The organism is Brevibacillus sp. AG, assembly GCF_028369215.1.
Lineage (GTDB): Bacteria > Bacillota > Bacilli > Brevibacillales > Brevibacillaceae > Brevibacillus > Brevibacillus porteri.
This window is the reverse complement of the sequence record NZ_JAQMYO010000003.1, coordinates 468,927-491,956: the sequence shown is the minus strand read 5'-3', so window position 1 is coordinate 491,956 and position 23,030 is coordinate 468,927. Positions and strand designations below refer to the sequence as shown.

Here is a 23,030-nt window from a genome sequence, read left to right as displayed (position 1 = left end):
ATGGCGGGCATTGGCTTTGAACTGAAGAAAATGTTTCGGAATAAAGGGTATTTGTCCAGTGTGAAGGCGTATGCATTTTCTTCGTTGGTCACAGTCGGACCGATGCTGATTTGTATGGTAATGATTACGGTGCTACAGCAAATTCTTCTTCAATGGAATGTCAGCTATTTGGAAAGGATGTCTTTTTTAGCAGCTGTCGTTTATGCATTCGTGTTTTCTCTGTTAATTACCTGCGGCTTTTCCATGGTCATTTCTCGCTATATCGCAGACAAAATTTACTTGCGTGAGTATAACGACATCATTGCGTCTTTGTATGGAGTTATCGCTGTTTGTCTAGGTTTGGGGGGAATTCTCGGCGGTGCCTTTTACTGGCTCGCGCCTCTACCGTCTGGCTTTAAGCTCGTAGCCTACCTTCTTTTTGTGGAACTGATCGTCGTATGGCTGCAATCTGCCTACTTGTCCGCATTAAAGGATTATATGCGCATCATTCGTGGGTATTTGGCTGCTGTTGCCGTTACGCTTCTGGCTGCGTTTCTGCTGTTGAATCTGACTGAGCTGGAAAAAGGAATCGCGATGCTAATTTCTTTGGATCTCGGCTTTTTTACGATGATCGTCCTATCTATGCTTCATCTGGAGAGTTTTTTCCCAAAGCGGGAGAGGAATTATTTTGATTTCCTGAAGTACGTGAAAAAGTACCCAAGTCTGCTTGGTGTGGGTCTCTTTTGTTCTCTCGGTTTTTATGTGCACCATTTTATTTACTGGCTGGGGAGTCCGCTGCAGGAGATCGTGGCGGATACTTACGTGATTGCGCCTTTTTACGATGTGCCAGCGTTCTACGCTTCCTTGAGCATATTGCCTACCATGGTCATGTTTGTGGTATCTGTGGAGACTGCTTTTTACGAGAAGTATCGAGCGTATTACGGAACGATATTGGGCACAGGCTCGGTGCAGGATATCAAGCGGGCGAAAACTGACATGATTCAAACGTTGATGCAGGAGCTCAGCTTCATGATGGAGGTGCAGCTGTTCTTTTCCTTCGTTGCACTGGCTTTAGGCATTACGCTGCTTCCGCACATCGGTTTTACGTCCGATCAAATGGAGCGGTACAACATCTTGGTCATCGCGGGATATTTGTACGCTGTTATGTTTGTGATCGTGCTGATGTTGCTCTATTTTGACGATCGGAAGGGAGCGTTTGCGGTGACAACCTTATTTCTCGTCAGTACCGTTGTCATCACTATAGCGATGTTGCCCCTTCATAACTACGGTTTTTCATTTTTTATTGCTTCGTTTCTTGCACTGATAGCCGGTCTCGGCAGGCTGATCTATTACTTGAAAAATATCGATTATTACACCTACTGCCTACAGCCGCTCTTTGTCAAAGGAAAACGAATGGAATAGACGGATATGTATAGATTGGGGAGGACATAGGTTGAAGAAAAAACGATTCATACTGAGCCTGTTCGTTGCATTAGGAGTTGTATCGACTGGTTGTACACAAGATGCGCCTGAACAGCCAGTGTCAGACAACTTGCCAGCAACGAATCAGGTGGCGTCAACTCAGCAGATGAACGAGGAGCTGATTGAAAATAGAAGCGTATACGATCAGGATGTTGATGGGAGCATTGTCCATTTATATGTGACGGTAGTCAACGAAGAAAATTCGAAACTGAAAACGACCACCTTTACGGAACTCAATCTAGCTCCTAGTGGACGGAATGAAAAGGGAGAAGATCTCCAGGCCAAAGTCATTATGCAGGAAGGGACGGCGGAGGGGCCAACCCAGGGGTACTTTGGTTTTGGCGAGTCGAGAGCGAACGGAACGATTGAGCTGCGGGGGGAATCGAGCAGAAGAGCGGAACAAAAATCGTACAAAATCCGTTTGTTCGACAGCGCCGGATACTGGCGGGATCAGCGCAACATCAACGTAAGCAAGCATAAGTCTGACATGACGCGTGTTCGACAAAAGCTTAGCTTTGATTATTTCGAGCAAATGCCAAATATGACCAGTTTGCGGACGCAGTTCGTTCAAGTAAAAATCAAGGATTTGACCAAAAAAAATCCGGACCGAGACTTTGTTGATTACGGTTTGTTCACTCAAATTGAACAGCCAAACAAAACATTTTTGCAGGCGCACGGATTGGACCGAAACGGAAATTTGTACAAGGCAATTGATTTCGAGTTCCACCGTTACGAGGAACAACTCAAGCTGGCAACAGACCCTACCTACGATAAGAAAGCCTTTGAGAAAATTTTGGAGATCAAAGGCAGTGAGAATCATGAAAAGCTCATTTCGATGCTGGACGATCTTCACAATCCTGCCATCAATACGCAAGACTTTTTGGACAGGCATTTTGATCGGGAGAACTACTATACATGGCTGGCATCCAACCTGTTGATGGGGAATCACGACACGGCTGTTCATAATTTTTACTTGTACAGCCCTAGCAACTCCAACAAGTGGTATTTCCTACCGTGGGACTATGACGCATCGTGGGGATTTTTTGAAGAAGAGCTCAAGCGAAGCCCGGAAAAAGGGCTTGGACAATGGCAGTTTGGCATTTCCGACTACTGGGTGTCGAATTTGCATCGCCGCATCTTTAAAGATCCCGAAAACATCAAAACGCTTAACGAAAAGGTTGAGGAAATCAGCAAGATCATTACGAAGGAGCAAACGGAAAAATACTTGAAGAGCTATTATCCGATTGTGAGTAAATATGTGCTGCAACAACCTGATTTATATAACTTACCGCTGGATGTCTCCTATTTTCACAATGAGCAAGCACTTCTATCTGGTGAACCGGAGCGTAACAAAAAGAGGTACTATGAACGCCAAGAGAATCCGATGCCCTTTTTTATGGGGGAGCCAAGAAAAGAAGGAGATAAGCTCATTTTTGCCTGGGACCATTCCTATGACCTGCAAGGTGACGATCTGACCTACGACTTTACCGTCAGTTACGATCCTGCGTTTACGAAGATACACGCGCAGGCCAAGGGGCTGACAGGGGTCCAATACACGATAAACGATCCGGGTAAAGGCCGCTTTTTCTGGCGTGTGATTGTTCGGGACAGCAAAGGGAACACACAGACGGCATTTGACAGGGTAGAGTCCGAGGATGCGCTTTATCATGGGGTGAAGGAGTTCGTATTGAAATGAAAGGAATACAGAGCACGGGCATCCAACTCGGCAACAAGCGATTGCGGCATGAGTTGAAGTATTATCTTCGGGTGAGTAATTACGAGCCGCTGCGGCAGAGATTGCGTCTGATCGCGACTCCTGACCCTTATTCTGTGAGTGAGGAAGGGTATCATATTCGTAGCCTGTACTTTGACGACTTTCACGACACGGCTCTCTATGAAAAAAACTACGGGGTTTTTCAAAGAAAAAAGTATCGCATTCGCATCTACAACAAAAGTGATGCAGTCATCAAAATGGAGCGAAAGAGCAAGTTCGGTGGATACATTTGCAAAGAATCAGCGTCGATCACACGAGATGAGTATGAACTGATTTTGGCAGGCGATGTTGAGTTTCTGCGAGAGACAGAAAGTGCTGTGCTTCGAGATTTTTATTTATCGTGCAAAAATCATCTGTTTCGGCCTCGCGTCATTACGGATTATGTTCGAGAGGCGTATTTGGTGAGAGAAGGGAATGTCAGAATTACGTTTGACAAGTATTTGAAGGCAAACGTCAATTCACTCGATATTTTTGACGAAAACATCATGATGGTCAGAGCCATTCATCAGCCCATGATGATCATGGAAGTGAAGTACGATCAATTCCTGCCGTTCAATATTAGACATTTGCTACAAAACCTGAGTAATCAGCGATCGGCTATCTCCAAATATGTCATTTGCAGAGAGGAGACCAAAAAATACTATAATCTTTAGTGTGAGGAGAAGTCGGGAAACTATGGATACTACCAATACGATTAATTTTCAAGATATCATCAAAAAAAGTGTCTTAAAAATGGATCAATTCGCCAGCATCTCGATCATTGATACCATCATAGGGCTTGTGCTATCGGGATTGCTAGGTTTGTTCATCTACTATATTTACAAAAAGACGTTTCGCGGTGTTGTCTATACACATACCTTTAACATTACGCTGGTGGCAATGGCGATGCTTACTTGCCTGATTATCATGACGATTAGCACCAATATCGTGCTCTCTCTCGGGATGGTCGGAGCGTTGAGCATCGTGCGGTTCCGTACTGCTATTAAAGACCCGTTGGATATTGTTTTCATGTTTTGGTCGATCTCGGTCGGTATTGCGACGGGAGCAGGTGTGTACCCGGTTTCTGTCTTGGGATCACTGGTGGTGGCGGTTGTCATTGTCGTATTATCCAAGCGGCAAATGAAAGATGTTGCCTATCTGCTCATTATCAACTATCACGATCTAGCCAATGACGGGGTTAAATACCAGTTGAACAAACTGAAATACGCCTTGAAGTCAAAGACCGTACACAAAGAGATGGTGGAATTGATCGTGCAAGTCAAAATCAAAGGAGATAATACGGCATTTGTTCAAGATATTTCAGAGGTAGAAGGTGTGAAGAACGTATCATTGGTAAGCTACGATGGCGATTATGCACCATAATGATTAGAAGAAAAAATCCCTTTCTGACTCCTATACAGGTGGTCAGGAAGGGATTTTTTTGATGGATCAGTCTCGTACTTGGACCGTACCCAACGTATATCTTCCGTCCGAGCGTTTGCCTTCCATGGCAAATTGAATGCCCGGCTCTTCTGTATGGGGATCGAGGATTGCTACACAGAGAGTGTATGTTCCTTCAGGAAGATTATCCGGAATTTCCAAGCTTTGCTTGACGGTTTTCTTGCCGGGAAGCCATTTGCGGATGTCTTCGTCCGTGTTGGTCTTGGTTACGATCTCACCGTCTTCATCCGCGAGTGACAGCTCGAGAATCCACGGGAAGTAAAATGGAGCAACACCGCGGTTTTGCCAATCCATCGTCACAGCGAGGCTGTCTCCGGGCTCGACTGCTTTTGCATGTGTCTCTTTGGTGATGGAGAAGCGGTAGCCAATCGTGTTTAAAAAGCGGTCCAAATATTCTTGTTGATCGCCGTCTTTTTCGAAACGTGCGGGTGTATTTGGGCCAAGCCAGCTAATATGCGAAGCTTTGGCTTGTGAGATTACCTGGTTAATCGAGGAGCGAGTAAAGTAGCTAGTCAATGAGTCGGATGGAGAGAATTCTCCGCCGCTTGGCGCATACTTCCAAAAGTCGGGCATGGCAGGCATTTTTTCTTTGGTCAGCCAGGAGACGTAGCCCTTCTGTATCCAGGACAGGTAGCTGTTTGTATCTTCTTTATTGCCGAACATGTCGTTAAACAGTCCCAGTCTGTACTCCTTGGCAACTGGGTGTGGTCTGCGCATCAGCAGCATGGGATCAGGGAAGTTATCTAGATACGGTTGTACGTACTGATCCGTGATTTCTGTTGCAGGGAAAGGAATAGACGTGTCGGTGTGCCATTCTCCCCAGTGACCGACGCTTCCCAGTTGTATGAAAGCAATGCGGGGATCGTCCTTGTAGCGCTCTCCCAGAGCGCCAATCAATTCCTTGTGGTACTTGATGATCAATGGATTACTGTAGTTGGGACTGTAGCCTTTGCCATAGTCGTTTCGATACCACTCGCCATCATCAAAATGGTCATTGTCCCCGCCGATCTCGTTGTATAGCCAATCCGGTATCTCCATGTCCGATTTTTTATCAGGAAGATCCATAACGATGCGGAGGATGAACTTGACGTCTTTTTCTGTCCATTCTTCAAACCGGATCGTATCTTCGACCTCATCAAAAGCATAATCTCCTTTGGTTGGCTCGAGCATCCTCCAGGTTAGATTGGCATAGACGAGGGTGTGTTCTTGCTCATGATTACTCGTCCGTGAATCGGGAGCCAGTCCCATATAAGGGTTTTGTAGTACGTCTTGGGATTGCTTTGGCGAATAAGTCGCCGTTCCATAACTGGAGGCGGCGGCAGAGGAAGGTAGAATGCAAAAAGCAGCGAGAAGTACGCTGTATAGACCACTTCGGATCTTCATGAGTGCCCCCTAGATCTAGTGAGAGAGTATCATTACTTTTGTTCTGTCTCCTGTTTCCATATGTGATACCAATTGGTGATATGTTCGTTTACAGTAGAGCCGAGTTCAATCTCCCATCGAGAGGTCAAGAGTTGATACTGCTCTTCTACAGCCGCTTGATTATCCAAGGAAGCGTACAACTGCATCAAGATCATGTAGCTGTCTTCTTCAAGCAGGTGCAAATGCTGAATGCGTTGGTTGACGTTGATCGCCTCTTGGACTCTGCCGTGTCCCAAATAGAAGCTGCTCATTGTTTTGGCGAGCTGCAGCCACATCCTGCGGAGTCTTTCTCGCTCGTACTCTGCCCACAAATAGTCGTAGTCTCCGAAATAATCACCCGTATACGTCGCGAGCACTTGCTCATACTTTTGCATATTGGCAAGAGAGAGGGGCGGTAACTGTTTGAGACGATTCTCCCATTCTTCCACATCGATCGCAGCTGAATCGATCGTCAGCTTATAGCCGCCTTCTAAATTGCCTTTGTTGATCGATATCGTTTGGAGACCATAGCGTTTCAAGGTTTGCCGGATGAGGTAAATCGTCGTATATAGCTGGGTTACGCCTTTGCTTCCATCATAGTCCGGCCACAAAAGCTCGATCAGCGAATCTTTGTCGAGCATCTTATTGCGGTGATGCAACAAATACGCAAACAGCTCGCGGGCTTTATTCGTGCGCCACTTGATCTCTTGCGGCTCCTGATTCGACTGGTGAAACAAAATACTATTGAAGCATTGGATAGAAACGAATGATTCTTCTTTAACAGGCTCGGCTTCTTGCGCGGACTTGATTCTCTCATGCAGTCGGTCCATTGTCTTTTGCAAGCGTTGAAGTTGTACGGGCTTCATGATGTAATCCAGCGCGCACAGCTCAAAAGCATCAACGGCGTACTTATCATACCCCGTGACAAATACGATCTCCGGAGAGTTATCGATTCCTTGCAGACGTTCTCCGATCTCCAGTCCACTGATGCGTGGCATATTAATATCTAAAAATACGACATCTGGTTGAAGGGATATTGCTTGGTCGATCGCTTCGAGAGGATTGGTGTAGGCTCCGACTACCTTAACGCCGCCAACATCTTTTTCTAGCAATCGTTGCAGATGCATCAAGGGTAGTTGCTCGTCGTCTACCAATAAGGCTCTCATCCACTGTCTCTCCTTCAAAAAACGATAAAATGCAACAGATTGTCTTACGAGTCTGATTTATCCATACTCTCTACTCTATCATCAAAAGAGAGGTTATCCAAATCTTTACGATGGAAGGAAATGTGAATTTTTAGCAAGTGATGGAGGTCAGAACACGCTCCAGCTCGTCAAATGATACAAACCGGGCTTGCCGAAACACTTCTTTTCCGTCCACAAACAAGAGGATCGCTGGAGCAGTAAATACGAGATACTCCCCGGAAAGGGTAGGTATTTTTTCCATGGCTACCACCATGCTTTTCACTTGTGGAAATTGTTTCAGCCGTTCTACTGTTCTTGCGTAGGTGACATCGCAAACACCGCAGTTTGCCGTTTTTATAAACAACAGACTAATCGGATGACGTTCAATCTCTGCAAGTAGTTCAGTCAGTTCGAGATACTCCTGCACGGTTCGGTATTCCCACCTTTCGTCGCCGTATTTTTCTACTAGAATAGCACAAAAAAATGTTTGCCTCATGAAGCGACAACAGATGTAATCTCCGAGGAAATGAAAGCGTTTTTACAAAAAACATACAAAAAAATTGGATATTTTTGCAACAAAATTCCCTCATATACAGTCTGTAATGGTGAAATTTTCCTCAAAAAGCAGGAAGGAGGACATATGGTGTTATCTTGGTATGTCATCATTCCCATTCTTTTCGTAATGGCAGTCGCTATGTATACCGACCTACGCCGCCGTCTCATTTACGACTGGCTGACGCTTCCGGGAATTGTATATTTTCTCGTTCTGCATGCATACCTTCATCCAGAGAAATGGCTGACTTATGCGATGGGAGTAATTGTGCTGGGAGGAATTTCATTACTGATGGCGGTGATCAGCAACGGTCAGATGGGCGGAGGAGATATTAAGCTGCTCGCTTTGGTCGGCGCAGCGGTTGGATGGCAAGCGGGGTTGGTCGTGCTCATGCTTACGTATTTGCTTGCGGGAGTCAGCGTGCTTCCTATGTGGGCCATCGCCAAAATGACAGGCAGGATGAAGCTCGGGCGAGAGATCCCGTTGGCTCCATTTGTTGCGGGTGGGACCAGTCTCATGCTGGTCATGATCATGTATTCCTAGTGCCTTTCTCATAAGGTTTTCGATTTGGAATATTGGTAATAAAACGACAGTGTATGAACATGAATGGATTTTTCGAAAAAGAGAGGGAATCTTCTGATGTTGGAATCAAAACGTAGGGCAATCATTTTCCTTGTATTATCGTTCCTACTTGCTGCACTTGCGGGCTTTCTGTTTCTGCAAAAAATCAAGGATTTGAATGCGCAACTGGGCGAAATGGTGGAAATATACGAAGCAAATGCAGATATTCCATCTCGGGCACTGATACAACCCGATCAATTGACGGTAAGGGAAATCCCCAAAAAGTACGCGGATGATTCGTACGTCATCGATAAAGCTAGTTTGAAAAATCAAGTCACGATCGTTCCCTTGTCAAAGGGAGACATCATCACGAAAAACATCATGAAGCCAGCCAATGTTGTACGGGACCAGAACAACAGGCTTGTGACGGTATTTTCATCAAGCAATGTCGTCTTCGACCAGGAGCTGGAGGCGCTAGACCGGGTGGACGTTATCATTTCGCATGAGGAGAACGGGAAGCCCGTGACGGAAGTGTTCATGAAAGACGTGCCAGTCGCCATGGTGGCCAAATCGGAGAACAGCTTCAAGGGGGTAGCTCTCGAGCTGCCGTTCGAGGAAGCGCCGAAATTCATTCACCAGCAGCATTATGCTCAGATGGTTCGCATTTTGAAAGCGAATGTGGGCAAAGGGGACTTGGGTATACCCGATCCGTTTGTGGAACCCAAGCCGGAACAGACAAAACCGCCTGGCAAACCAGCTGAAGCGAAACCTGCGACACTGCCTGTCACACCACCGGCAGCAGGGCAGCCAGCCGTACAGACACCACCGACAGTTCCGGCCCAGCCTCCAACGAAACCAACTTCGGTACCACCGCAGCCTACTAATCAACCACCGAAAACCGGAGGGTAAGTCATGAACAAAGATATGAAGATTCTCGTCGTTGCGGATTACGACTCTGTGAAAGACATGCTGAGGGACATTTTGACTCCGTATGAGCAAGTACGCTACACGACTTCCAGCGAAGTGAAAAAAGAAATTGACCGGATTGGACCGGATGTCGTTTTGCTTGTGCAGCCGGAAGACGGAGCAGGAGTAGAGCTGGTGCAGTACATACAAGGAGAGCTTCCGGAGGGCATCCTCATTTATCTCACAGAAAAACAGGATTTTGTCCTGCTGCGAGATGTTGTCCGCGCGGGTGCGGTGGAATACATCGTGATGCCCGATGAGCTGAACCTATTGTCCGATCGTCTCGACAAAATATCAGATTTATCCCAGATCAAACAGAGAAAAAAGGGCACGGATGCATCCGGCAAAGCTTTTGTGCGAGGTCGGGGAAAGGTGTACTCCTTTTACAGTGGAAAAGGGGGAAGCGGACGAACGCAGCTGGCAACGGGCTTTGCGCAAGCATTGAAGCTGGAATCTACGGCCAGTGTGCTGCTCATCGATCTCAATCTCCAATACGGTGGAATCGAAACCTTCTTGTCATTTGACAACAACCGTACATTAGGTGATCTCATGCCGGTTATGGATGAAATCAACGAATTTCATATTCGCAATGTGGCCCAGCGGGAGGACCATTCCAAGCTGGAGGTGCTGGTCAGTCCGCGTGATGCCGAGACGGCGGAGAATATGTCCGAGGCATTTGTCACCAGGTTGATCCGTGCTAGCCGCCGCAGTTATGACTTTGTGATTATCGACTTGCCAACGCATATGAACGAGCTTACCTTTGCCGCTTTGTCAGAGTCGGACATGATTTATTACGTGATGAATCTGGACACACCGTCCGTTCAAATTTACCGACTCGTGGAAGACTTGTTCCGACGTCTGCGCATTGATACCGCAGGTAGGCTCGAAGTGGTCGTCAACCAGGTTGGAAGGGATAACGAACTGAATGTGTCTGATTTGAAAGGATTATTCACTGCACCGATTACTGCTGAAATCAGCAGAGATCATCAAGGCGTACAAGCGGCTGTCAATCAAGGCCGACCGTTGCAAAAGGAAGCGAATGAGAAGAAGCTCTCTCCTGCTGCGAAAGACATCCGAAAATGGGTACTCAAGAAACTGTCATAAAGAGCAAGTTCAAAAAGGTGGGAGTTAGATGGCTTTATTCCGACGAAAGCAAGAGCAGACAGCGCCAGGGGATGAGGCAAAACAGACGACACTCGCTGCCACATTAGCAGCTCCTTCCTTCAATCCGTACATCGACGAGCTGGCTGAGCATTACAAGACCCGACTCTTGCGGGAGACCAATCTGGAGAGACTGACCAGCCTTCGTTCAGATGAGATGCGCCTCGCAATCGAACGTCTCGTCTCCCAATACATGTCGGAAGAAAAAGTAGTCATTCCGCGAAATGAAAAGGATATCCTGCTGACTCGTTTGATCAATGAATCGGTGGGGCTTGGTCCACTTGAACCGCTGCTCGCCGATCCGGAAATCACGGAGATCTCGATTAACGGACACAACCTGGTATACGTTGAGAAACGAGGAAGGCTGGAATTAACCGATTTAAAATTTCGTGACGAGGAACATTTGCGGCATATCGTGGACCGGATTGTGGCACCGCTTGGTCGACGAATCGATGAAAGCTCGCCGATGGTCGACGCCCGTCTGAAGGATGGAAGCCGCGTGAATGCCGTCATCCCTCCGATCAGTCTCAATGGCACACTCGTTTCGATCCGTAAATTTCGCAAAGAGCCGTTCTTGATGGATGATCTGATGCAATTTGGTTCATTCAGTGAAGCAATGTCCCAGTTCATTCAAGCCGTGGTGGAAGCCAAAATGAACACGCTCATCTCTGGGGGGACTGGTAGCGGAAAGACGACATTGCTCAATGCGACAGCAAAAGCCATTCCGCACTATGAACGGGTCATTACCATTGAGGATTCGGCCGAGTTGAAGCTAACTCACCCCAACTGTATCGGGATGGAGGCACGTCCGCCCAATATGGAGGGAACAGGGGAAGTCACGATCCGTCAGCTCGTGCGAAACTCCCTGCGGATGAGGCCAGACCGCATCATCGTCGGGGAGGTACGGGGTGCAGAGGCATTCGACATGCTTCAGGCCATGAATACTGGGCATGAAGGATCACTTACCACTGTCCACGCCAACTCACCACAGGATGCTTTCAACCGTTTGGAAGGGATGGTCGTCATGGCCGGGATGGATTTGCCCTCCACGATTGTCCGTGAATATATCGTCAGTGCGCTGGATATCATCGTCCAGGTCACACGCCTGTCAGACGGAACACGTAAAATCGTTTCGATTTCAGAAGTAGCGAAAACGGAAGACAAGCGAGTGGAGGTCAACGAGATTTTCCGTTTCCAGCGAAAGGGGATCGGCGCGAAAGGGGAAGTCCTTGGCTACTTTACGGCAACCGGGGTCATCCCGCGGTGCTTGGAGAGGCTCCAAGTTTTTGGAATCAATCTGGATGAATCCATATTCAGGGCGGAAGGAGGGAAGCAGCGTGACCATGCCTATTCTGTTTAGTCTCGCGGTGTTGTTTGGCATTTGGGGCATCTACGAGTATCTCGGCTATCGGGCCAAGAAGACCGAATGGAAAAAGAAAGCGGAAGAATGGTTCGAGGTGAAGGGAAAACGAAAAAGCGTCGTCATCGTTTGGGGAGATAAATTTGACCAGACGCCCTATGCCAAAGAAATCCAAAAAAAACTGATCAAAGCGAACTTCCCGCTTGCTCCCTCGGAGTTTTACGGAATTTTGATCGTAGGTACCATGGGGCTGGCCTTCTTGCTCAGTAACGTTGTGAATATTTCTTTTCCTTTTAACATCATTATCGGTGCAGTGGTGATGTATCTCATACAGAACGTGCTGTTCTTTGTCCGACGCAACAAGTACCAGGAGCGATTGAATGAACAGCTGTCTGAAGTGTGCCGCCTTTTGGCAAACTCGCTGCGCGCAGGTCTAACGCTTTCGCAGGGGATCTCACTGGTAGCCAAGGAGATGAACTATCCCGCGGGTGATGAATTTAGCCGTATGGCGCGTGAGCTGCAGCTAGGCGTCAGCTTTGACCGGGCGCTTTCTGACATGGAAAAACGAATACCGACGCGAGAATTCCGTATCTTTACGGCTACCCTGCTGATTCAACGGCGTGCAGGGGGGAATCTGAGCCAGGTGCTGCAAGAAATGGCGGAGACATTGGAGGATCGCCGCATTGTGAATCAGGAAATCAAGACGATGACGGCGGAACAGCGGTACGTCTCGATCTTGGTGCCGATCATGCCAATCGCCCTGGTGCTGATGATGAACATGATGAACAAAGGCTTCATTGATCCGTTGTTTTCCGGATTTGGTCTTTTTCTTCTGGGGTTGTTTGTAATCGGAACTCTCCTGTCCTATATCCTCGTCAAGAAAGTGACCAACATAAAGGTGTGAAAACATGGATGCTCTCATAATTACATGCGTATTCTTGTTTCTATTGCTGTTTGCGATCTGTCTGAAGGAGTGGTATCGCTACTCCGTCGAGAAGCAAAAGCTGCTCGCACATGTCCATGAAATGAGCGGGCACAAAAACTACGGTGTACGCAAGCAGGAAACCTCGTCCGAGCGTCTGGTCAAACGATTGCTTCGGTATGGAGACGACTATGCTGTCATGGGGCAGCGCATCAACTTTTTCAGTGAGTCGCATGAGGTCGAGGATTGGTTGCTGAAAGCTGGACGGCCGCTAGATTTGACCGTCGCCCAATTCCAAGGGGTCAAAATTTTTATGGCTCTGCTCGGCATTATTGCTGGAACGCTGTTTTTCATTCTCCGCTTTCCCTTATCGCATCTAGGCTTGATCGCCTGGCCGTTGATCGGCTACTTTTTGCCCATTCTTCTGTTGAAGAAAACAGCGCGCGATCGTCAACATCAGCTTCGCTACGACCTGCCAGAATTTCTCGACACCGTAAGCGTGACGCTTCAGGCGGGGGTGAGTCTCGATCAGGCTTTGCGCGAAGTCATCAAGTTTTTTGATGGGCCGATTCGGGAAGAGTTTTCCCGATTCAATCAAGAGCTGGATCTCGGTGTGCAGCGGGAAAAGGCGTATGAACAATTGCTGCGACGCAACGACAATCCGGAGTTTCAAATGCTGATCAAAGCGCTCATTCAGGGGATGCGCCTGGGGGTGCCGATTGCCGTCACGTTCAAGGCACAGGCGGAAAACATGCGGAGAATCCGCAAAGAGCTGATTAAGGAAAAGGCGGCCAAGGCATCGCCAAAAGTAACCCTGATCACCACGTTTGTCGTGACTCCTACAGCGATTATCCTGATTGGTGGTTTGATGGTATTGAATATTTTGGAGAACTTCAGTTTGTTCTCTGACATCATGCCATAATCCATGACTTCACTTTTAGGAGGTGATGCCCGTCAGCGAGATGGGAGTGCACAGTTCTTTATTTATTCATCATCCAAATAATGAAGGGAGTAGATTTTTTATGAAAAGCATGATGCTGAAATGGTATGCAAAAGGTCAAGGAGCTCTGGGAAATGAAAAAGGAGCGCAAGCAATTGAGTGGATCGCATTGGCGGGTGTGGTGATCGCTGTGTTTGGAGCGGTGATTACTTACTTTAATGGTAACCCGGCACTTGTTGGCGAATCGATTGGGGATACGCTTAGCAATATCATCAAAAAATTAGACGGAAATTAATCAACAATTGAATGCTTTTTTGGTGATGAGCATATGGAAAAGAGGTGGTGAAGGGATGTTTCTTCACCACCTGAATCATACGAGGCTTCATACATAGCAAGTCGAAATCAAGCAGGAGGTAGCACTTTGATGAGACTCGTGAAGGGAATAATTGCAGTGATCCTCCTGTTGAGCCTGTTAACGGCGTGTTCGCAAGAGGCGGACAATCAACCGGAGACTCCCCAGAACACAGAGGGTCAAAATCCTTCTGTTCCACCAGGCACAGAAACACCGCCTACACAAAGCCAGCCGCCAGACCAAACAGGGGAAACAAATGCCCAACTGACGCGAGAAGAAAAAGTAAAAGCGTTGGAGGCGATGGCACAGGAAGGAATGCCGCTAAAGCGGGAAACGACAGAGGACTTCGTCAATTCGCCGCCAGGACGTTTTTCTGGGGTTTCGTATGACAACAACAGGGAAGAAGTATTGCCTGAACTTAAAAAGTTTCCTACTGTTGAAAACCCAGACGAAGAAATGATTAACCAATACTACCTTGCCTTGTTGGGGCTGTTTGCCCAGAGCTACCCCGATCCGCAACAGATCATAGATGAACTGAAAATGGCCTCATTTGGGAATCCGGACATCGATGATCCACGGTTCAAGTTTAAGGAAAGCTACAATGTTGAAATTATCTTGGATGCGAGTGGCAGCATGGCGGCAAAATCGAATGGCAAGACGAGGATGGATGCTGCCAAAGAAGCGATTCAAGCCTTTGCTGAATCTTTGCCGAAACAGGCGAATGTCGCTCTGCGCGTATACGGGCACAAGGGCAGCGGGAAAGAGTCGGATAAAGCACTGTCTTGCAGCAGCAGTGAACTGGTATATGGAATGCAGCCTTACAACAAAGAAAAATTGCAGCAATCTTTGAATCAGTTCCAACCTACCGGATACACTCCGATTGGCTACTCTTTGCAGGAAGCGAAAAAGGATTTAAGCAAATTGCCTGGAGATAAGAACACCAATATGATCTTCCTCGTCAGTGACGGAATCGAAACGTGCGATGGTGACCCTGTCGAAGCCGCCAAACAGTTGGCCCAATCCGAGATTACGCCGATTATTAACGTGATTGGATTTGGTGTAGACGGTCCGGGACAGCAGCAGTTGAAAGAAGTCGCAAAGGCAGCGGGAGGCCGCTATGTTCTGATTCAAGATCAGAAGGAGCTACAGGAAGAATTCAATCGTGGGAAAGAAATCGCGAACAAGTGGAAAGAGTGGAAAGCCAATGCATCCCATCAAGCCGTATCCACTCGTAGTTCTCGATCGATCGACATTAGTCACTTTGCTTTGAAATGGAGCCGTATCGCCAAACGGGAAAATCATGATCTCACATCTGCGATCATGACTATGGATGCAAACAACATCATTTCAGATGAGTTCGCCGATCAGCTGCGGAAGCTGAACGATGAGCAGCTGGAAATCGCACAGAAAAAGGCAGATGAACTGGAGCAATTCCTGGATACCTTGAACGAGAAGTCCTATAAGGAAGCCGTGGATGCGATCAACCAGAAGTTTGCTCAACATACGAAAACGAACTAGAGACGAAATCTCCAAAAGGAGGTTTGTAAAGTGAGAAAATGGGTAAGAGGCCCAATGGCAGCGGCGACTTTCGCTTTTCTGATTCTTATGATGAATCTGTTTCCGCTGGTGGGCCTGGCAGCTTCCATTCAGTATCAAGGGTTACAATACGAGGCCCCGAAGTGGGATCAGCCAAATCTGGAGTCGCCACAATGGGAGCAGCTCAACCCACAAGCGCCGCAGTGGGAACAAATAAACCCACAGGCTCCTGATTGGGAAAAGCTGAACCCGCAGGCGCCGAGCTGGGATCGGACGAATCCGCAAGCACCAAATTGGGATCGGATAAATCCGCAGGCACCTGATTTGCAGGGGCCAAGCGTCAATCACTCGAACCCGCAAGCGCCAAATGCAACCGCACCTGCACCAAATGTACAAATGCCTGCTTCTCAGCAGCCTGGCGTCGATCCAGATAGCTCGAAGCCGATGACGGAGACGCTTGAATACGGTGCAGTCAAATGGACGTTCAAGGACGTCATGGGCGGAACGCTGGCATATAGCGCTGATTTGCTTATGAATGGCGAAGTAGACATGGCAGCGGGACTTCGTGGCAAAGGCTTGTTCTTGGGAGATCTGGCGATAAAAGGTCTTGATCTTGCCTTCAAGAATACGCCGTATGTAAACACAGTAACAGGCTTAGGTGTCGATTCACTCGACGGGATGAATGCGTGGGCCAACTATCAATTTGTGTTGGCACAATTGCCGAATAACAGTTTTCGGGATATTTTCCAAGGCGGTCAGCTGACGAATTCGGCAAATCCATCCGGCGTCAGAATGCCGGGGATCGTAAAAGGCTTAAATGTGGGCGTAGCAGCGATCAGCCTTCCGTTTGACATCATGGATACGATCGGTAGCTTTGGCATGGCGTTTGATCCGAGCCAGAATGAAGCGACACAAAATGAGAAATTTGTGGATGGCGTCGGTAATTTCGGCAGTGTGCTGATGGACGGAGGGGTCATTGCTTCCGTCATACCAGGTGGGCAGGCGGTAGGCGGTGTGCTTGTTGTCACCGGTGCGGTTTTGTGGGGGTTGAGCAAACTCGTGAAGTACGCTGACAAGCTAGCCGGAGGAGCGATTACCCGTGGAATCCGGGATGGGGTCGGAAAAGCTGTTGGCTGGGTAAAATCCTTATTTGCGTAACGGAGGTCCTTGCTTATGAAAGTCGTGAATACACCACAGGTTCAGGCTCAGATCGAGCGGAATAAGCGTTTTTTAGAGAGGACAGAGCTGTATAATTACCCGGCCTACGTAGACGGAGAATATTACTACCATGTCGCGTACTGGAAATGGGGAAAAAAAGACGCTGTCGGGTACTTGGTGCTGCGACCGGATGGTGAAGTGGTTCGCCGCAAGGAAGCAGAGCCCGTCGTGAAACTATTTTTGGTGCATGCACATGCGGGGCGCAAGATTAAGAACAATCTGGCCATTGATAAGGATAAACCGATCGAGATGTACGAGCAAAAATACGAGTTTTTGAGGGCGCTTTTGCCAAGCTACCAGGATAAGATGGACACGGTGCTTCGGCAAGATGCAGAGAAGCTGATCGACGTTTGTAAAACCATGATGGAAAGCCGGGACCAGCTGCGTGCCATTTATGATCGAGGGATGGATCTGCTCAATCAATTTTTCGCGCGCAACTACGTCATCGCGGGAGAAGAAACGGCATTACGGGATGTGTTATTTGAATCTGACTATATTTTGTATGATCGCATTCGCAAGCAGGTGCTGATCAAAGACTCGGTAGACCGGCTTTACCAGTTTTTCCAATCCAATCGAGTAGAACTGGATCGGGTACAGGAGCAGAAACGAAAAAAGCTGAGCGACTTGCTCTCTGTATACAAAGACAAAACACTGCGAAATATTGCCGATGAATCCGTGAAAAGCTTTGAGACGCATACGACAGGGAAGCATGAGTCTTTCCATACGGTTGAACAGTTGCGGGAAGCCCACGAGAAGCTGAATAGGACCATCTTGGAAAACGGGCTGATGGATAAACTGCGAAACCCTTAACAGGAAAGGTGAGAGAAACCCATATGCATCCCTTCAAAGAAAGCATTCGGTTTTATGCACGGAACATCGAGTCTTTGCTGCTCTTGTCCGCCGTGCTCGTGGTTCCATTTTTTGTCATCCACAACTTTACGCTGAACTACTTGAATCTGATTGCCGCGATCACGGGCGCCAAATTCGTAGCAAGCTTTTTCAATCTGTTTTTACTTCTTCTGTTTTTGCTGATCCTCCAGATCCCTTTTGCCCAGTATGTCCAAAGTGATCTGGACGGCGATGAGCGTCCGATTCGAAAAGCATTTCGGACTTTTTTTGAACACAGCTTTTCTGTATTCGTATTTGGGATCGTGTTTAGCTTTCTTGTCTCTACAGGAATGATGCTGTTCATGATACCCGGGTTGATTCTTATGATCTTGTTTTATTTGACGCCGTTTTTTGTGGTGCTGAAAAAACAATCGCCTTGGCGTTGCTGGCGATCTGCCATGGAAATGGGCAAAAAGCATTTCTTCCCAATCTTTGGCCTATTGCTAATGGTGAGCGTGGTGGAATGGCTAATCAGTTTGGCGGGCTTGTTCCTCGTCACGTCTATTACGGCGACCTTTGGGGCGGTTATGTTTATTGAGTTGTTGCTCAATGTGATTGTTCTCCCGTTTTTTGCGGTCATGTTCATGATGTACGTGAATAAATGGAAAGACGAGGCGGCAGGAGCGGAAGCGGCTGTGGCAGGGGGATTGCTGCTCGATGAAAGGTAGCTTGCAAATAAGTTCGAGAGGAGATGAGCGAAGAATGCGCCTGAAGAAGATCGTTTCCAATGAAAAGGGCTCGGTCACCGTAGAGTTTATCGCCATACTGCCGTTCGTCTTTCTGATCATGCTGATTTGCTGGCAGTTTCTTGTGGGCGTCTACGGCGTCATCATCTCTCAGTCGGCAGCAAATGAGGCAGCGAAGGTGTACGCCATAACGGGGAATTCGGGTGAAGCCATACAAGCTGCCAGAAACGTGGTGAACGCGGCAGGAGGCTATATTTCCTTCAGTGACGGCGATATCAGGTGGGATGGTGACGGATATTTTACAGCCAAGGTCGGCGTCCAGATGGAGCTGGGTTTCCTTCCTGACTGGCTCTCTATCAAAAAGGAAGACCGATATATCTCCTTTGATCGGGAAATGAAGAGCAGGGTGATGAACTAGATGGTACGTATACTGCGTCACTTGCAAAATGAACGTGGAAATATGACGATCTTCACCCTGACGATTTACTGGTTTATGTTCATGCTGGTGTTTGTTGCGCTGTTCAACTTTTCGACCATTTTTGTAGATAAGGAGCAGGCGTCGAACAGTGCGCAGCAGGCGAGTATTGCAGCGGTGAAGGATATTTATGATGAGATGGATGATGCAATTAAAATATACGATGCGTCACCCAATCGGTATTATAACCAAGATTATCTCACACCCAGAATAATAGCTGCTGAGAGCTCGCTGAGAGCGTCGCACCCCGATTGGTCTCATAGCGAAATTGAATATGGCGCGATTGACTCGGTATTGAGCAACGCATTGCCAGGCAATGTTGAGTTGCAGGGATATGTAAGTCTAGGGTTGAGAAACGCGGCCAGCCAAATTCCTGGGGTGGTTGCCAAAGTGCTATCGGATAACAAGGCAACGCCCAGCGGTTCGTCCGTCAAATTGTTCAACAGTGACAATCGGATTGAAGTAACAACTTCTGTAAAGTACGAATCGGAATCGATGGGGTTTGACTTCATTCCTGCCTATTCCGAGCAAATCTACCAGACTGGGGAAAGCAGACGGATCGATTTTATTGATGAGGTGAACGACTGGTTTTACATCAATATCCCGATTCTTGGATGATGATGGTTGGAGGAAATGGCATGACAAGAAGGCTACAAAAAATGCGGATGTCGCTCTTGATCAACAGCATCATGATCATGCTGCTGCTTTCTGGCTGTTCACTGGGCGCAATAGGAGCGGGTACAGGGATCCAGCAAAATCAATGGCCGCAGACGACACAGGAGTTGATTGCTTCACAGCCCGGACCGCTTGCTGGCACACAATTTTTCCATGCAGCTTATCCGCATCGAGCTGAGATCATACAGGTTTTGGATAAAATGCCTACCTTGGTCGATGGGATGAATGATGCTTACTTGGATTTGTACTGGAATCAATTGCTCACCCTGTTTGCCGAGGATTACCTCAGTCCCCAAATGGTTGTCGACCGTTGGAGAATGGCTTCGTATGGGAGTCCTGACATCGAGGACGCCCGCTTTCAGTTTCGGGAAAATTTCAACGTAGAAATCATCCTAGATGCAAGCGGCAGCATGGCTGGGAAAATCGGGGACAAAACGAAAATGCAGCTCGCCAAGGAAGCGATCCAGGAATTCGCGGAAGCACTACCAGAAGAGGCGAGAATCTCGCTGCGCGTGTATGGACATAAGGGTAGCAATGCAGATGAGCATAAACAGCTCTCCTGTGGCAGCAGTGAGATGGTCTATCCATTGCAAGCCTACGATGCGAAAGGTCTTGAACAAGCACTTGGCATGTTTGAGCCGACGGGCTGGACATCCATTGCGCACTCCTTGCGTCTCGCTCAGGAGGATTTGGCGGGATTCGAAGCGGATAAAAATACGAATGTCATCTATCTAGTTAGTGACGGCATCGAGACGTGCGATGGCAATCCGGTGGCAGTAGCCAAGGAATTGTCCCAGTCCAAAATTATGCCGTTGTTGAACGTCATTGGCTTTGATGTGAATGCAGAAGGGCAGAAGCAATTGAAGGAAATTGCCCACGCATCAGAAGGTCTGTATGCAAATGTGACGAACCGTGAGCAGTTCAAGCAAGAGCTGGAACGCGCGAAAGAAATTGCCCAGAAGTGGGAGCAGTGGAAACGGGATGCTTTGACAGAAGCAGACGCTGTGCTGATCGACCGCAAAAAATGGGTGGATGCTTACGACCGGGACTGGTACGAGAAAAACTGGCGGGAGAGTCTGAACATCGGAATGGCGATTGAGCATTTGTCTGCAAGTGGCAAGATTGGCAATGAAGCGAGGGAGTACCTTACTGGGAAAAGGCAAGCAAGAGAAGCGTTGGCTACACAGTCCAAGGAGGAGCTTACCAATTACTTGGTAAGTCTCACAACCGAGACGTATCAGGAAATGAGAGAGGAAATTGAGGATAAATACAGCGGAAACTAACAGCAATGGGTTCTCCGTTACAAAAGCGATTGCGGTCGCAACGGAGAACCCACTGTAAATGTAAAGGGATAGGGTGCGTCAATCATAGGTGAACGTAACGACCTGTTGTAGGCCTGGGTCCACTCCGATTGCCACATCATGTAAGCCATCTGTGTAATAAAAGTAACGCTTGGCGTCATTGGAATGAGCGTCAGAAGCTTTAACCAATTGGAAGTCGTTCGTCGCAAGCAGGTTTTTCGAGCGGATGAAATCGGATGCCGTCTTTTCCAAATCTGCTTCTGTCATCGTTTTTGTCGCCATTTCTCCGTTTATTCCAATAACGTCAATCGACAGGGAAAGGATTTGCTTTGACCTCGGTTCAATAATGGCGTGAAAGCCATGGACATCGCCACTCACAGGTTCGCGTTTCAGTACGGCGTGAACAGGGACTCCTCTGTATACCGAATTGGTTGGGTCCTCCAGCGTAATTTCCCGATCAGTAGTATCAACATCCATCTGATAATATTGTCTAACAGCGGCTGCAGCGATTTGCGCCGCTTCTTCTTTTCCGAGCCCTTGCACTGCATCTGGTGAGCTGGAGGAGCATCCCATTAACAGAAAGACGAGAAGCGCCGTGCCCAGCCATGTGAACTTTTTCATTGTGAACCCTCCAGCCATCCCAAGTCATACGTGTAATCTTTTTTAATGCTAACAGGGATTGTTTCGACTCCCTATCGATTAACCTTTCCATTACCTTACGATGTTGTAAGTTTTGAGAAAAATGTAGGGAATGACAGGACTTTGGGCAAAAAAGACGAAAAATTCGGAGTATGAGTGGTGTAAGTGAAAACGAGGGGGCAAATGGAATGAACGCCATCGAGCTATATCAAGCGCTTCAAATGTATGTGAGGACCGAGACCTTTCCTGTAGGAGTTAGCATCCGAAAAGAAGAAGCCGCTCTGCCGTCAAAGGCAAAGCGACCTGTTCGTGATCTGGGATATCCGATTACCATTTGCCAAGCTGTCGGTTTTTCACGGCGTTATGGCTGGAGTATCGCGATGAATGGAGCCGATCTGTCCTGTCCGATCGCGCAGGTGGCTTTTGGCTATGAAGAGCAGCCTGCGTTTTATACAGAGGGTCATCTCGCCTGTGGGATGTATACAGATTCATTAGAAAATGGGGCGAAAAGCGAGCTGGATGTCCCGAAATTTTCAGCAGAAGAAAGCGGCTACTACGTATCATTTCCGCTGGAGCGGGCAGAGATCGAGCCAGATGTCGTTGTGATTTACGGCAATGCGGCACAAGTCATGCGATTGGTGGCGGGGATGCTGTACCAGCGCGGTGGATCGATTCCTTCCACCTTTTCCAGTCGGGCTGACTGTGCAGACATCGCAATCAAGCCGATCCAGACGGGACAGCCGCAAGTGATCGTACCGTGTTATGGAGACAGATTGTTTGCTCAGACACAGGATCACGAGATGGCCTTCAGCTTTCATTTTCGCGATGCCGCCGAGCTGGTGGAGGGATTAGTGGGAACGCAAAAAGGCGGAATCCGCTACCCGATCCCGTCCTTTTTGCGCTATCAGGCAGAGTTTCCGCCGACTTATCAGAAGCTTGCGGGGATGTTTGGGGAAAAAAACTAACCCTTCAGTCGGTTGAGCTGGAGCAGGTGATGGCGATAGTGCATTTCTACGACGGCAAACCATTCCATTGCCGTCAGCGGACCGAAGGCTGGGTGAGCCACCGTGTGATGCGCAGGAATTTCGTCCAAAATCGGTTCCAGCTCTTTCATTTGTGTGAGTACGCTGATGAGTCCATCAATCAATTGCTCCTTGCTCTCTGGCTGTGCAGGTGTGTACTCCGGGGAGGCAGGGACTTTCACGCGAATAGGCGGCAAGGAGCCTTGAGCAAATATCGTCTGCCCAATCTCGGATTTTTCGGTACCTGCTTCTGTGACAGCAGGACCTCCTTGTCTACACTTCTCGATACTTCCCAGTTGAAAATACCGGGCAGATTGGATCAAGTGAAGGTACATTTGACCGATCGACCATTCCTCTTCACTTGGTTTTTGCAAGAGTTGTTCCATGGTGAAGCCTTCTAATTCATGCAGGTAGTGGTTTGTCACGTCTTCAAATTTGTTCACGATTTCTTTTGTATTCATGGGCGAATCAGCTCCTCTTGGTTTTCTTGCTTTTATAATAGTAAAACGCTACTG

Annotated in this window: 24 protein-coding genes; 19 read left to right on the top strand and 5 right to left on the bottom strand. The window is 47.9% G+C overall.

The features are described from left to right. Genes pelG through POF51_RS11170 form a run of 4 tightly spaced genes read left to right on the top strand, consistent with a single transcriptional unit; the run spans position 1 to position 4,597 of the window. Positions 1-1,401 carry an exopolysaccharide Pel transporter PelG gene (gene pelG, locus POF51_RS11185; protein WP_069847416.1) on the top strand — a complete coding sequence of 467 codons (1,401 nt, stop codon included), beginning with the start codon at positions 1-3 and terminating at the stop codon, positions 1,399-1,401. 31 nt (positions 1,402-1,432) lie between these two features. Then, positions 1,433-3,157 carry a CotH kinase family protein gene (locus POF51_RS11180; RefSeq protein WP_069847414.1) on the top strand — a complete coding sequence of 575 codons (1,725 nt, stop codon included), beginning with the start codon at positions 1,433-1,435 and terminating at the stop codon, positions 3,155-3,157. Then, on the top strand, positions 3,154-3,888 hold the full coding sequence (locus POF51_RS11175) for a polyphosphate polymerase domain-containing protein (protein WP_069847412.1): 735 nt from the start codon (positions 3,154-3,156) through the stop codon (positions 3,886-3,888). Before POF51_RS11180 ends, POF51_RS11175 begins: the two co-directional genes overlap by 4 nt. A gap of 22 nt (positions 3,889-3,910) precedes the next feature. Beyond that, positions 3,911-4,597: a DUF4956 domain-containing protein gene (locus POF51_RS11170; RefSeq protein WP_271755378.1), complete on the top strand. Its 687-nt coding sequence runs from the start codon at positions 3,911-3,913 to the stop codon at positions 4,595-4,597. Positions 4,598-4,663: 66 nt separating this feature from the next. On the opposite strand, the gene POF51_RS11165 is transcribed toward POF51_RS11170, so the two are convergent. The 3 genes from POF51_RS11165 to POF51_RS11155 form a co-directional block, all read right to left on the bottom strand. Further along, positions 4,664-6,058, bottom strand: coding sequence for a DUF4832 domain-containing protein (locus tag POF51_RS11165; protein ID WP_069847407.1), 1,395 nt, complete (start codon positions 6,056-6,058; stop codon positions 4,664-4,666). A gap of 32 nt (positions 6,059-6,090) precedes the next feature. Then, positions 6,091-7,242 (bottom strand): response regulator, encoded by a 1,152-nt coding sequence (locus tag POF51_RS11160; protein ID WP_069847405.1) that lies wholly within the window; start codon positions 7,240-7,242, stop codon positions 6,091-6,093. A 130-nt stretch (positions 7,243-7,372) separates the two neighbouring features. After that, on the bottom strand, positions 7,373-7,687 hold the full coding sequence (locus POF51_RS11155; protein ID WP_069847403.1) for a thioredoxin family protein: 315 nt from the start codon (positions 7,685-7,687) through the stop codon (positions 7,373-7,375). Between the two features lie 213 nt (positions 7,688-7,900). Here POF51_RS11155 and POF51_RS11150 point away from each other — a divergent pair, with 213 nt between their 5' ends. From POF51_RS11150 to POF51_RS11085, 14 genes are all read left to right on the top strand, one after another. Further along, entirely contained in the window at positions 7,901-8,356 is a 456-nt protein-coding gene (locus tag POF51_RS11150) for a prepilin peptidase (RefSeq protein ID WP_069847522.1), read from the top strand. A 96-nt stretch (positions 8,357-8,452) separates the two neighbouring features. Next, the gene (locus POF51_RS11145; protein ID WP_069847401.1) at positions 8,453-9,283 is read left to right on the top strand and encodes an SAF domain-containing protein; all 831 of its coding nucleotides are present in this window, start codon (positions 8,453-8,455) and stop codon (positions 9,281-9,283) included. A 3-nt stretch (positions 9,284-9,286) separates the two neighbouring features. Continuing rightward, positions 9,287-10,444 (top strand): AAA family ATPase, encoded by a 1,158-nt coding sequence (locus POF51_RS11140; RefSeq protein WP_017249683.1) that lies wholly within the window; start codon positions 9,287-9,289, stop codon positions 10,442-10,444. A 28-nt stretch (positions 10,445-10,472) separates the two neighbouring features. Beyond that, positions 10,473-11,861 (top strand): CpaF family protein, encoded by a 1,389-nt coding sequence (locus POF51_RS11135; RefSeq protein WP_069847399.1) that lies wholly within the window; start codon positions 10,473-10,475, stop codon positions 11,859-11,861. Next, positions 11,839-12,765, top strand: a complete 927-nt coding sequence (locus tag POF51_RS11130) for a type II secretion system F family protein (protein ID WP_017249685.1) — start codon at positions 11,839-11,841, stop codon at positions 12,763-12,765. The genes POF51_RS11135 and POF51_RS11130 overlap by 23 nt, the downstream gene beginning before the upstream one ends. A gap of 4 nt (positions 12,766-12,769) precedes the next feature. After that, positions 12,770-13,705, top strand: coding sequence for a type II secretion system F family protein (locus POF51_RS11125; RefSeq protein WP_017249686.1), 936 nt, complete (start codon positions 12,770-12,772; stop codon positions 13,703-13,705). Positions 13,706-13,805: 100 nt separating this feature from the next. Then, entirely contained in the window at positions 13,806-14,018 is a 213-nt protein-coding gene (locus POF51_RS11120) for a hypothetical protein (protein WP_007717266.1), read from the top strand. Positions 14,019-14,147: 129 nt separating this feature from the next. Beyond that, a complete protein-coding gene (locus tag POF51_RS11115; protein ID WP_069847397.1) occupies positions 14,148-15,593 on the top strand; it encodes a vWA domain-containing protein in 1,446 nt (481 codons plus the stop codon). 30 nt (positions 15,594-15,623) lie between these two features. Further along, complete coding sequence (locus POF51_RS11110) at positions 15,624-16,769, top strand: hypothetical protein (RefSeq protein ID WP_069847395.1); 1,146 nt, start codon at positions 15,624-15,626, stop codon at positions 16,767-16,769. A 15-nt stretch (positions 16,770-16,784) separates the two neighbouring features. Next, a complete protein-coding gene (locus POF51_RS11105) occupies positions 16,785-17,639 on the top strand; it encodes a hypothetical protein (RefSeq protein ID WP_069847393.1) in 855 nt (284 codons plus the stop codon). 23 nt (positions 17,640-17,662) lie between these two features. Further along, on the top strand, positions 17,663-18,385 hold the full coding sequence (locus POF51_RS11100) for a hypothetical protein (protein WP_069847391.1): 723 nt from the start codon (positions 17,663-17,665) through the stop codon (positions 18,383-18,385). Positions 18,386-18,419: 34 nt separating this feature from the next. Continuing rightward, on the top strand, positions 18,420-18,821 hold the full coding sequence (locus POF51_RS11095) for a TadE/TadG family type IV pilus assembly protein (RefSeq protein WP_026043177.1): 402 nt from the start codon (positions 18,420-18,422) through the stop codon (positions 18,819-18,821). Then, positions 18,822-19,496 (top strand): Tad domain-containing protein, encoded by a 675-nt coding sequence (locus tag POF51_RS11090; RefSeq protein ID WP_069847388.1) that lies wholly within the window; start codon positions 18,822-18,824, stop codon positions 19,494-19,496. It begins immediately after the preceding gene. 20 nt (positions 19,497-19,516) lie between these two features. Next, positions 19,517-20,836, top strand: a complete 1,320-nt coding sequence (locus tag POF51_RS11085; protein ID WP_069847386.1) for a VWA domain-containing protein — start codon at positions 19,517-19,519, stop codon at positions 20,834-20,836. 78 nt (positions 20,837-20,914) lie between these two features. Here the strand turns inward: POF51_RS11085 and POF51_RS11080 are convergent, their stop codons facing one another. Beyond that, entirely contained in the window at positions 20,915-21,475 is a 561-nt protein-coding gene (locus POF51_RS11080; RefSeq protein WP_017249696.1) for a hypothetical protein, read from the bottom strand. Between the two features lie 206 nt (positions 21,476-21,681). On the opposite strand from POF51_RS11080, the gene POF51_RS11075 reads away from it, so the two are divergent. Continuing rightward, positions 21,682-22,458 (top strand): DUF169 domain-containing protein, encoded by a 777-nt coding sequence (locus POF51_RS11075; RefSeq protein WP_069847384.1) that lies wholly within the window; start codon positions 21,682-21,684, stop codon positions 22,456-22,458. On the opposite strand, the gene POF51_RS11070 is transcribed toward POF51_RS11075, so the two are convergent. Then, positions 22,455-22,976, bottom strand: coding sequence for a DinB family protein (locus tag POF51_RS11070; protein ID WP_069847382.1), 522 nt, complete (start codon positions 22,974-22,976; stop codon positions 22,455-22,457). The genes POF51_RS11075 and POF51_RS11070 overlap by 4 nt on opposite strands. Positions 22,977-23,030: the final 54 nt, after the last annotated feature.